Origin of the sequence: Methylobacterium pseudosasicola (assembly GCF_900114535.1) — a bacterium.
Lineage (GTDB): Bacteria > Pseudomonadota > Alphaproteobacteria > Rhizobiales > Beijerinckiaceae > Methylobacterium > Methylobacterium pseudosasicola.
Window position 1 is genome coordinate 1 of the sequence record NZ_FOTK01000081.1, and the last position, 10,894, is coordinate 10,894.

11 protein-coding genes are annotated in these 10,894 nt (G+C 69.8%); 1 reads left to right on the top strand and 10 read right to left on the bottom strand.

The genetic code is table 11. From position 1 onward, the window contains the following. Positions 1–281 (top strand): integrase core domain-containing protein (locus BM228_RS32080; protein ID WP_139234321.1); only part of this gene is annotated, 281 nt, incomplete at its 5' end. Between the two features lie 155 nt (positions 282–436). On the opposite strand, the gene BM228_RS32085 is transcribed toward BM228_RS32080, so the two are convergent. The 10 genes from BM228_RS32085 to BM228_RS32130 form a co-directional block, all read right to left on the bottom strand. Further along, the gene (locus BM228_RS32085) at positions 437–1,843 is read right to left on the bottom strand and encodes an amidase (RefSeq protein ID WP_092047238.1); all 1,407 of its coding nucleotides are present in this window, start codon (positions 1,841–1,843) and stop codon (positions 437–439) included. Then, positions 1,836–2,759, bottom strand: a complete 924-nt coding sequence (locus BM228_RS32090) for a DUF1028 domain-containing protein (RefSeq protein WP_092047240.1) — start codon at positions 2,757–2,759, stop codon at positions 1,836–1,838. The genes BM228_RS32085 and BM228_RS32090 overlap by 8 nt, the downstream gene beginning before the upstream one ends. A 3-nt stretch (positions 2,760–2,762) precedes the next feature. Continuing rightward, positions 2,763–3,494: an ABC transporter ATP-binding protein gene (locus BM228_RS32095; protein ID WP_092047242.1), complete on the bottom strand. Its 732-nt coding sequence runs from the start codon at positions 3,492–3,494 to the stop codon at positions 2,763–2,765. After that, on the bottom strand, positions 3,487–5,286 hold the full coding sequence (locus BM228_RS32100; protein WP_092047244.1) for a branched-chain amino acid ABC transporter ATP-binding protein/permease: 1,800 nt from the start codon (positions 5,284–5,286) through the stop codon (positions 3,487–3,489). The genes BM228_RS32095 and BM228_RS32100 overlap by 8 nt, the downstream gene beginning before the upstream one ends. Continuing rightward, a complete protein-coding gene (locus BM228_RS32105) occupies positions 5,279–6,112 on the bottom strand; it encodes a branched-chain amino acid ABC transporter permease (protein ID WP_092047246.1) in 834 nt (277 codons plus the stop codon). Before BM228_RS32105 ends, BM228_RS32100 begins: the two co-directional genes overlap by 8 nt. Before the next feature lie 109 nt (positions 6,113–6,221). Then, a complete protein-coding gene (locus tag BM228_RS32110; protein ID WP_208612144.1) occupies positions 6,222–7,379 on the bottom strand; it encodes a substrate-binding protein in 1,158 nt (385 codons plus the stop codon). A gap of 41 nt (positions 7,380–7,420) precedes the next feature. Beyond that, complete coding sequence (locus BM228_RS32115) at positions 7,421–8,266, bottom strand: nitrilase family protein (protein WP_092047248.1); 846 nt, start codon at positions 8,264–8,266, stop codon at positions 7,421–7,423. 171 nt (positions 8,267–8,437) lie between these two features. Continuing rightward, entirely contained in the window at positions 8,438–9,064 is a 627-nt protein-coding gene (locus BM228_RS32120) for an ANTAR domain-containing response regulator (RefSeq protein WP_092047250.1), read from the bottom strand. Further along, on the bottom strand, positions 9,061–10,215 hold the full coding sequence (locus BM228_RS32125) for a transporter substrate-binding domain-containing protein (protein WP_092047252.1): 1,155 nt from the start codon (positions 10,213–10,215) through the stop codon (positions 9,061–9,063). Before BM228_RS32125 ends, BM228_RS32120 begins: the two co-directional genes overlap by 4 nt. A gap of 471 nt (positions 10,216–10,686) precedes the next feature. Next, positions 10,687–10,894 (bottom strand): integrase core domain-containing protein (locus BM228_RS32130; protein WP_139234322.1); only part of this gene is annotated, 208 nt, incomplete at its 5' end.

Sequence of the window (10,894 nt, forward strand, 5' to 3'; positions counted from 1 at the left end):
CTCCAGGCTCACCATGGGAGAATGGCTACGTCGAAAGCTTCAACGCACGGATTCGTGACGAACTTCTAAACGGCGAAATCTTCTACACACTCAGGGAGGCGCAGATCGTGATCGAAAGCTGGAGGCGGCACTACAACACCGTACGCCCGCACGCCTCACTGGGATACCGGCCGCCGGCACCGGAAGTGTTCATGCCAGCCTTCACCGCTTGGCCGGCTGCGCTCGCCCGACCAGCTCCGCCGGCCAAGCTACCCGTGGTGGAGCGGCCAACCGTGCACTAACTTTAACCTTGGACCACCCCGTGGGGGCCGATCAGGCAATCCGCTGCCCTGCCCCAAACGGTCATTCATAACCGCCGCACAGATTAACCAAACCGGACGTGTCACTCTCGAATGTTGGAAAGCGAAAACACGCTGTGTGCCTCAGGGGGCCTGTGCTACGGTTCGCTCGCGAGTGGCGGGATATGGCGCCACCAATCGTGCGCTTGCTCGTACTGGTTCGCGAACCGGAGCAGCATATCCTCGGCGAAGGGCCGAGCGGCGATTTGCAGGCTGATCGGTAGGCCGCGCCGGTCGAAGCCGCAGGGCAGCGCGATGGCGGGCAGCCCGGTCAGATTGAATGGGTAGGTGAGGCGCCAGGACGCCGCGAGGACGCTCTCCTGCCGGCCCGCAAGCGCGACGGTCGCCTCGTCGGTCCGCCACGCGGTCAGCGGCGAGGTGGGGGTGACGATCACGTCCGCGTCGTCCAGCGCGGCGGCCATCTCGGCCATGATCAGCCCCCGGGCCTGCTCGGCCCGCAGGTAATCCGGACCGGTCACGAGCCGGCCCATCTCGACGAGGTCGCGGACGTCCGCGGCGAAGCCGGCCACGTGGCCCTGCGCGAGGCTGCGGTCGTGATAGGCCGTGGAGGAAGCCAGCTCGATGGCGTAGATGGCACCGAGCCCGTAACGCAGGGCGGGCACCGTGACGTCCCGGACCGTACAGCCCTGCCCGGCGAAGAAGCGGATCGCCTCCTCGACCGCCGCGGCAACGTCCGCATCGACCGCCTCGAAGAAGTGGTTGCGGATCACCGCCACCCGCAATCCACGGACCGGCTCGCCGAGAGCGGCGGTGTAGTCCGGCACGGGGGCGGCGGTGGCAGCCGGGTCTGCCGGATCGGGGCCCGCCAGGACCTGGAGCAGGAGCGCCGCGTCGGCCACCGTCAGGGTCAGCGGCCCGGCATGGTCGAGGGACCAGGAATGCGGGACGATCCCCGAGCGGCCGATCCGCCCGTAGGTCGGCTTGAGGCCCACGACGCCGCAGAGGGCCGCCGGGATCCGGATGGAGCCGCCCGTATCCGAGCCGAGCGCCGCCGGACACAGCCGGGCTGCCACCGCCGCCCCCGAGCCGCCGCTGGATCCGCCGGGCACCCGCGCGAGATCCCAGGGGTTGCGCGTCGGCGGCGTGACCATGCCCCAGGCGAATTCGTGCATGCGCAGCTTGCCGAGGATCACGGCGCCGGCCGCCCGCAGCTTCGCGACGCAATGGCTGTCCTGCCGCGGGAAGGTCAGGGCCTCGACCGAGGTGCCCGCCCGGGTCGGCAGGTCGGCGGTCGTGTAATTGTCCTTGATGCCGATCGGGATGCCGTGGAGCGGTCCCCGCGGTCCCGTCCGTCCGATCTCCTCGTCCGCCGCCCGCGCCGCGTCGAGAGCAGTTGAGGACAGGCATACGAAGCTCTGAAGGTCGCCGTCGAGGAGTCCGATCCGGTCGAGGTAAGCGCCGACGAGCGCGACGCTCGACAGCTCCCGCGCCGCGATCCGCCGGGCGAGCTCCGTGATCGGCAGGGCCCAGATGGCGTCAGTCATGGGGCACCCGGCGATAGGGCAGGCTTGGGTCGAAGACGACCGGGGGATGGACCGCCGCGAGGTCGAGGTCGCGCAGGGTGCGGATCTCGGCCAGGACCGGCGCGAATTGCGCATGCAGGTGCGCGACCCGTGCGACCGCCTCCGGGGGCAGGCCGACGATGTCGTGCAGCGGGTCGGGGCCGCCTGCGGCCGCCGCGCCGGGCCGCTCGCCGGGAGACCGAAGCAGCATCGCGGCGACATCCTCCGGCAACGCGCCGGCCGGCTCCTCCCGCCGCGGCATCCCGGCCACGAAGGGCACGAGCTGCCGCCGGGCCACGGCGAGGACGCGGCGCAGCTCGGCGACGGGGGCGGCATGCTCGTCGACGCGCAGGTCGAGGCACGGATAATCCTCGCGGGCGACGATCTTCAGCGCCGCCGATTGCTTGCCGCGCCGATCGCCGCCCGCGTCGTCGCCGGCCTCAAGGGCGCGCATCAGCCGTTCGTCGAGGTCGCAGCCGGCGCCGTTCTCGAAGGCCTGGACCATGGCGTCGATCACGCCGGGGGCGGCCAGCATGTTGCCCTGCACGGCGTATCCGGCTCCGGTGCAGTGCCCGGCCTGTGCCGTGCAGCCGGCACCGGTCCAGGCGGCGGCCGCGCCGCCCGCATCCACCAGCCCAATCTGGCGCAGGTCCGGCCGGTCGTCGGTCTCGAGCGCGGACGCGAGGGCCGCGTCCGATTGCTGCCCCCCGGCGAGCCCGTCGAGGATGCGCAGGGCGAGGTAGGGGTTCACCCAGGATTGGGTGGTGACGGCCCCGATCCCCGCCCGGATGTACGGGCAGAGGCCGCCCACCGCCGGCACGGCGCTCGCCACTGCGACGCCGAGCTGCCCGGTCCGGGGACACCGGGCGGCGATGGAGAAGGTGTTGAGTTCCATCATGCCTCACACCGCGAGGTGGTCGATGACGCGGGCCTGCGCATCCGGGGCCTTGGCCGAGCCTCTGTCGACGATCTCGCCGAGCTTGAGCACCGCGTAGCGGTCGGCGAGGCCCAGCGCGAAGGCGACGTGCTGCTCCACCACCAGCATGGACAGGCCCGAGGCCCGCTCCGCCAGAAGCACGGCGCGCAGGCGCTCGACCATCGAGGGCTGCACACCCTCGGAGATCTCGTCGATCAGGAGGATGCGCGGGCGCAGCATCAGGGCGCGGCCGAGGATCAGCATCTTCTGCTCGCCCCCGGAGAGCGTGCCGGCGCGCTGGGCGAGCCGGTCCTTCAGGAACGGGAAATGGCCGAACAGGCGCTCCAGCGCCTCCGGCAGGTGCCGGTCGGACGGCACCGCGAGGCGCAGGTTGTCGCGGATCGACAGATCCTGGAACAGCGGCTGCTCCTGGGGGGCGTAGCCGACGCCGAGCGCCACGAGCTTGGCGGGGGACAGCCCGGAGAGCCCCTGTCCGGCGATGGTGATCCTGCCGCCGCGCAGGGCCACCATCCCCAGGATGGTCTTGAGCAGCGTGGTCTTGCCCATGCCGTTCTTGCCGAGGAGGGCGACGATCTCGCCCGCTCCCACCGCCAGCGACACGCCCTTCACGATCGAGACGGCGCCGTAGCCGCTCGAGACGGCATCGAGGTCGAGGGCGGCCCCCGACGGCGCGGTGCGTTGCGCGGCCTCAACCATGGGCGCCTCCCGAATAGATGGTGCGGACCAGCTCGGAGCCGACGACCGCGTCCACGGTGCCGTCGAGAACCAGGCGGCCTTGGTGCAGCACCACGATCCGGGACGAGATCTCGCGCACGAAGTCGAGGTCGTGCTCAACCAGGACGGCGGCGATCCGGCGCCCGGCGGTCAGCGCCTTGAGGACGGTCCCGATGGTGGTGCGCTCCGCCTTGGTCAGGCCTGCGGTGGGCTCGTCGAGCAGGATCAACCGCGGCTCCAGCGCCACCACCATGGCGAGTTCGAGCGCCTGCTTCTGGCCATGGGACAGGAGGCGCGCCGGCTGCGTCAGCGGGCGGTCGAGGCCGGTCATCCGCAGGACATCGAGGGCGGCCTGGGGCAGGCCGAGCACCGGGTCTTGGCCGACCGGGTTCAGCCCGTCATGGGGCGCCCGGGCGAGCCGCAGGCAATCGGCCACCGACAGGCTCTCGAACACGCTCGCCACCTGAAACTTGCGCCCCACCCCGAGCCCGACGATCCGGTTCGGCGTCAGCCCGGCGATCGCCGTGCCGCCGATGGCGATGGCGCCGGTGAAGGGTTCGGAGCCGTCGCTGAGGCAGCGCATCAGCGTGGTCTTGCCGGCGCCGTTGGGGCCCACGAGGCTGACGAGTTCCCCCGCCCGGATCTCCAGGTCGATGCCTTCGAGCACGGTCAAGCTGCCATAGGCCTTGGCGAGGCCCCGGACCTTGAGGATCGGGGCATCCGTCGGCGCAGCCTGCGCCTCGGCCTCGCGCGCCACCAGGGCGGGGGCGGCGGGCTCCGTCCGACCGAGTGGCAGCGCCCGCCACAGCCGGCCGGCGAGGTCGGCGAGCCCGCCCGGCAGCAGGATGATGATCGCCACGAAGGCCGTCCCCAGCAGGAGCTGCCAGAGAAAGGGCAGATCGCCCGAGAGATTGGCCGCGAGGTAGTCGATGGCGATCGTGCCCAAGACCGGGCCGAGCAGCGTGCCGCGGCCGCCGAGCGCCACCCAGATCACCAGTTCGGTACCGAACAGGAAGCCGGCATTCTCCGGGGCGACCACGCCGGAGGCGTTGGCGAACAGGAAGCCCGCGAGCCCGGCCACGGCTGCGAGCGCCGCGGTCAGGCGGATCTGCAGGCGCCGGGGGTTGAGGCCGAGATAGGCGCAGCGCGCCTCGTTGTCGCGCAGGGCCACGAGGGCGCGCCCGGCATCCGACCGCACCAGGATCCAAGCCGCCAGCGTGACGGCGATCAGGGCCAGCGCCGCGAGGCGGAAATAGCCTTCGATCTCGAAGGGCAGCACATCGAAGCCGACGAGGCCGCTGCTGGAGCCGGTCCATTCGCCGCCCGAATAGATCAGCTGCGTCACGACGATCGGGACGACCAGCGAGATCACCGAGGCGTAGAGCGGTGTCGAGCGGTGATAGAAGGACAGCCACCCCACCGCGAGGCCGAGCAGGGCCGGTGCCGCGACCGCAGTGGCGATGCCGGCCGCGATCCCGAGCGGGGTCGCCCCGTAGGTGCCCAGGATCATCGCGGTGGCGTAGGCGCCGACGCCGAAGAAGGCCGCCTGGCCGAAGGTGAGGATGCCGGCGAAACCCCAGAGCAGGTCCACCGTCACGGCGAGCATCGCGTAGATCATCGAGCGGGTCAGCACGTTGACCGCGAAGGTGTCGAGGAAGGTCGGCGCGATCCAGAGCGCCGCGGCCGCCAGCGCCGCGACCACGATGGGGGCCGCCCGGGAAAGGCGCCGACCGGGCGGGACTGTGCGCGCCGCGGCGGGGATCGTGTCAAGCACGGGAGAAACCTTTCGGGCTGACGCGCAGGACGAGGGCTGCAAGCACCGCGACGGCGATGCTGCCCAGGATCGGGCTCACGAAGGTGCTGATCAGGACTTGGGCGGCCCCGAAGACGAGGCAGGCCGCCGCGAGCGCCAGGAAGGACGCGTCGGCGACCATCACCAGCATGAAGGCGCCGATCAGCCAGCTCACCCCCATGTTGGGATCGACGCTGGTCAGCGGCGTCAGGAGGACGCCCGCCAGCGCCGCCAGGCCCGCGCCGATCATAAACACGACGAGGCGCACCCGCCCGGTATCGATGCCGAGGCTGCGCGCCAGGGTCTCGTTCATGATCACCGCCCGGGCCGACAGGCCGAGCCGCGTCCGCTCGATGGTGAGGGCGAACAGGATCCCGATGACGAGGGCGATGCCGAGGGCCACGAGCCGGTAGGCGGAGTACTCGACCCCGAGAACAGCGACGGTGCCCGCGTAGAGGTTCGGGGTGAGCTGGACGTCGCGGCCAAAGGCCAGGGTGATGAGCTGGCCGAGCACGATCCCGAGCCCCCAGGTGGCGAGGATCGCGTCCAGCGGCCGGCGGTAGAGGGGCCGGATGATGAAGTGTTCCGCCAGGCCGCCGAGGGCAGCGCCGACTACGAAAGCCAGCGGCAGCGCCGCCCAGGGATTGAGCCCGAGCCGGGCCGTGACCACCGCGCAGTAGGCGCCGACCGTCAGCCACGCCCCGTGGGCGAAGTTGATGATCTTCAGGACCCCGAAGATCGCGAGCAGGCCGATCGACACCACGAACAGGATCGCGGCGGTTGTCAGGATGTCGAGGGTGAGCAGCATCGGGGCTTCCGGATGAGCAGGCGTCTTCACGCGGCGTGGACGGACCGGCCAGACGGCCGATCACGGACGCTCCCTCCCCGGCGCAGGGGGGAGGGAGAGGCGCATCACGTCAGGGCAGCTTCGGGCACTGCTCGCCGGGATCGACATCCTTGAAGGTGCCCGCGACCTTCACCGAGCCGTCCGCCAGGATCTGGCCGAGATACATGGTCAGCGGCGCATGGTGCTGCTTGTTCATCTGAATGGTGCCGCGCGGCCCGGTCACGCTCACGGTGGGCAGCGCCTCGATCACCTTGGCGGTTTCGGTCCCCCCCGCCTTCTCGACGGCGGCCTTGTAGAGGTAGATCGCCTCGTATTGCGGCACCGAGAGATCGTTGGGCGTCCGCAGCTCGGCGCCGAACTTCTTCTTCATCGCGGCCAGGAAGGTCTTGTTCTCTGGGCTGTCGATCCCGGTCACGTAGGAGGCCGAGAGGTAGACGCCCTCGGCGTCGGCGCCCATGCTCTTGGCGGTGCCCTCGTCCAGGGCCAGGTTGGCGAAGGGCAGCGACACGCCGGCGCCGCGCAGCTGCTTGGTCAGTGTCACGTTCGGCGCACCGCCGGCCGTGGAGGTGATCAGCGCGTCGGGCTTGGCCTCCTTCAGCTTGGAGATGATCGCGGTCCAGTCGCTGCCGTCCATCGGCAGGTATTCCTCGCCCACCACCTTGCCGCCGGTCTTCTCGGCGTAGCTCTTGGCGAAGCCGAGCATGCCGCGGCCGAAGGCATAATCGCTGCCGATGAGGAAGTAGGTCTTGGCGCCCTTGGCCTTGAAGGCATCCACCACCGGCGGAACCTGCTGCTCCGGCACCCAGGCATCCACGAACATGTTCTTGTTGCAGGAATGCCCCTCGTAGAACGAGGTGTAGATGTACGGCACGCGGCCCTTGGTGACGGCGGGCAGGCCGGCATTGCGGGCCGCACTGGTCTCCATGGAGATCAGGACGTCGACCTTCTTCTGGTAGATCAGCCCGTCGAAAGCCTTCTGGGCGCCGGCAGCGCCAGAGGCGTCGTCGGCCACCTCCAGGGCGAGCTTGCGGCCAAGGACGCCGCCCTTGGCGTTGATCTCTTCGACGGCGAGCTCGGCCGACTGCACCACCGACGGGGCGACGACGCTGTTGGCCCCGGACAGGCCGATCGGGATTCCGATGACGATCGGCTTGCCGTCGGCGGCCTGGGCAGCCGCGGCCGCGAAGACGAGTGCGGCGGCAGTGCCGACGAGAGAACGTGTCACCATGAACGGGCTCCTTGGGAAGACGACGATGATGCGGGGAGGGATCAGCCGTAGATGTCGGTCCGGCGATCGCGCAGGAGGGAGTTGAAGGTGTTCAGGTCCTTGCGGCCGGCCTCGTCGAGATCGACCACGGCCGAGAGGGTCTCGGTCCGGTCGCGGCTCGCCGGGCCGGCCAGCGGCCAGCCCTTGGGCCCGATGATCAGGCTCTGCCCCTCGAAGGGCTGGCCGCGCTCGACGCCGACCCGGTCGGCGCAGGCGATGAAGAGCCCGTTCGTGTGGGCGGCGGCCCGGTGCAGGGTGTTGGCCATGGCGGCCTCGCCCGCGGGCTGGTCCGGCATCGGAACCCAGTTGGTGGGGATGCAGACGATCTCGGCGCCACCGAGGGCGAGTTGCCGGAAGGTCTCGGGGAACCAGCCGTCGTAGCAGATCGCGACCCCGATCTTGCCCAGCACCGTCTCGAAGACCGGAAAGCCGAGATCGCCCTTGGCGAAGAACACGTTCTCCTGGTCCCAGAGATGCGCTTTCCGGTAAGTGCCGATGTAGCCCTGCGGCCCGACGATCACGGCGGCGTTGTAGAGAGGCCCGTCCGCGCGCTCGGCGATGCCGGCCACGATGTGCACCCCGAGTTCCGCCGCGAGCGCCGCCCAGGCTCGGCTCGTCGGTCCGTCCGGCACCGGCTCGGCCAAGGAGGCCGCCTCGGCCTCGGATTCAAACACGTAGCCGGTGCTGGCGAGTTCCGGCAGGACGATCAGGCCGCTGCCCTCCGCCGCGGCGGCGCGGATGAGGTCGGACGCGCGGGCAATATTGGCGGCCACGTCGCCGAATTGCGGCTCGAACTGGATGCAGGACACCCGTAACGGCGCGCGTGCCGGATCACTCGCTTGGATCATGCTGGCTCCAAAACGCAAAAAGCCCCTGGGCGCGGACGTCATCCGCGGACCAGAGGCTCCAAAGCCGAGATGTGATGCAGCACTGCTGCTGCGGGGCAACCCTGCCCGATAAGACTACGATACGCGCCTGAAGACGGGCCGCAAGGCGATATTTGCAGCACGTTGCTGCAGTCAGGTCTTTTCCGCCAACGCGATGCGCAGGCCGAGGCCGCTCATCGCCTCGTGGGCCGAGACGACGCTCTCGGCGACGCTCGCCATCGGCACGCGGGACGCGGTGGCGCGGTCCCGGAGCATCTTGTAGGCGGCCTCCTCGTCGATCCGGTTGAGTTCCACGAGCAGCCGGACCGCCTTCTCGACGGTGCGCCGACCCTTCATGGTCTCCTCCAGCCGGTTGATCTTGCTGATCAGACGGCCCTCGTAGCCGCGCCGGTAGCGGGCCAGGGCGAACTGGGTGAGGACGCCGCGCGGATGCAGCGGCTTGTTGAGCACGCCGTGGGCGTTGACGTCGGCGATCGCCTTCAGCGACGTCGGGCTCTCGTAGGCGACGATGGCGATGACGGCGGGCTCGATCTCCTCGATTGACGGCACGAGGTGCATCACCTGCGCGTCGTCGAGCTGTATGAACAGCGTGTCGATGTCCTGCGGCAGTGCGGCCGGCGGCGGCCAGACGAGGGAGACCGCGCAGCCGAGGCGACGGAGCTGCTCCAGGAGCGCGGCGCCCTCCTCGTCGCTCGGGTGGATGACCAGGGCGCGGGCCCGTCTCAAGTCGTCCAGGATCTTGCGGGCGGGCGCCGTCACGCGGCCATCCCCTCGTCCAGCCAGTTCGTCTCGAACCGGGACCAAGCGAGATACGGATCGGGCCGCACCGGCCGGCGTGCTCGCCAGACCACGTCGAACTGCCCGTCGGCGCGGGCGACCCCGATGCCCGGGGTGAGCCAGACGTGCCGCGTCTCGCCATCGAAGGCGAGCTCGCCCTCCGGGGCCGCGAAGCGCTGCCGCAGGGCAGCGGCGCCGAGCCGACCGGCGTCGAGGGTGCCGGATTCCGCCAGCGCACGGGCGAAGAGATGCACCTGCGCGTAGGCGGTCTCAGACCACATGCTGGTCGGGCGCTCGAGCCCGAACCGGGCTTGGAAAGCCGCTACGAAGCGCCGATTCTCCTCGCCCGCGAGGGTCGCGAAGTATGAGGCAGCCAGGACGTGGCCGCTGCACAGCTCCGGGCCGATCGCCCGAATCTGTCCCTCCGCCAGGGTCAGGCTGGCGATCGGGCAGTGCCTCCGGTCGATCCCGGACTCGGCATAGGTCCGGTAGAGCCGCTCGGCGCCGCGACCGACCACGGTGGAGAACACCGCGTCCGGCGCCGCCTGGCGGATCTCGGCGACCATCGCAGCATGGGCTGCGTCATCGGCGTCGAGGGGCGCGTAGCATTCGCCGACGATGGTGCCGCCCTTGGCCTCGATGAGATCGCGCATCACCCGGTTCGACTCGCGCGGATAGATGTAGTCGGACCCGATCAGGAAGATCCGCGGGCCCTGCTCCTGCAAAAGGTAGTCCGCCAGCGCGAAGACGTTCTGGTTGAGGGTCGCTCCGGTGTAGATGATGTTCTCCGAGTACTCGAAGCCCTCGTAGATCGACGGATACCAGAGCAGGCCGTTGTGCCGCTCGACGGTGGACAGCACCGACTTGCGGCTGGCCGAGAGCGAGCATCCGAAGACCACCTCGGCCCCATCCTCAGCGAGCATGCGGCGAGCATAGGACCGGTACGCATCATTGTCGCCGGCCGGATCGTAGCAGATGGGCTCGATCGGCCGCCCGAGCACGCCGCCGGCCGTGTTGATCTCCTCGATCGCCAGAGCGGTGCCGAGGAAGTGCTCGGTTTCCGTGATGCCGCTGACCCCGCTGCGGGAGAACAGGACGCCGACCCGCCACGTCGCTTCGTCCTTGCCTGCCATGGCATCCCCACCAATGCTGAAGATTCGCCCGCCGGGCGGTCTTGCGCACCCCGTCCTATCGCAGTCGCGACAGCCTGGGAAACCAATGCGCCAGAGCGACGGCGCCAGTGCATAAATGGATTGCCTCTACCGCCGCTCATCGTACGTGAAGCACCGACTCCGAGGGGCCCCGCTCGCACTTATAGGGGCGATGAATCTCTCTCCGGGACCGTCTCCACTCGCAGATTGCCCGCGGACGTCCACCCTGGCCGACGGCCGGCCCGAAAACTACAATGCCGCTTTCAGCCAGTTTCAGTCGTACAAAGCTGCTTGCTTAATGTCTGCTTCCGGGCAGCGCCTCGGGGAGCCTGAACGACTGGGTTGGATCGGTAGGAGGCCGTCCGCTTTTTCCGGCGGGCCTTCTCCAAAGCGGCTGTTCCGTTTTCGGCCACTTCCGGTGATCGGCCCCCACGGGGTGGTCCAAGGTTAAAGTTAGTGCACGGTTGGCCGCTCCACCACGGGTAGCTTGGCCGGCGGAGCTGGTCGGGCGAGCGCAGCCGGCCAAGCGGTGAAGGCTGGCATGAACACTTCCGGTGCCGGCGGCCGGTATCCCAGTGAGGCGTGCGGGCGTACGGTGTTGTAGTGCCGCCTCCAGCTTTCGATCACGATCTGCGCCTCCCTGAGTGTGTAGAAGATTTCG

What these genes read in the sequence shown, in the direction of transcription:
- BM228_RS32085 (WP_092047238.1), bottom strand. Translation starts at nt 1,843, where the DNA reads ATGACTGACGCCATCTGGGCCCTGCCGATCACGGAGCTCGCCCGGCGG.
- BM228_RS32105 (WP_092047246.1), bottom strand. Translation starts at nt 6,112, where the DNA reads ATGCTGCTCACCCTCGACATCCTGACAACCGCCGCGATCCTGTTCGTG.
- BM228_RS32110 (WP_208612144.1), bottom strand. Translation starts at nt 7,379, where the DNA reads ATGGTGACACGTTCTCTCGTCGGCACTGCCGCCGCACTCGTCTTCGCG.
- BM228_RS32090 (WP_092047240.1), bottom strand. Translation starts at nt 2,759, where the DNA reads ATGATGGAACTCAACACCTTCTCCATCGCCGCCCGGTGTCCCCGGACC.
- BM228_RS32115 (WP_092047248.1), bottom strand. Translation starts at nt 8,266, where the DNA reads ATGATCCAAGCGAGTGATCCGGCACGCGCGCCGTTACGGGTGTCCTGC.
- BM228_RS32095 (WP_092047242.1), bottom strand. Translation starts at nt 3,494, where the DNA reads ATGGTTGAGGCCGCGCAACGCACCGCGCCGTCGGGGGCCGCCCTCGAC.
- BM228_RS32125 (WP_092047252.1), bottom strand. Translation starts at nt 10,215, where the DNA reads ATGGCAGGCAAGGACGAAGCGACGTGGCGGGTCGGCGTCCTGTTCTCC.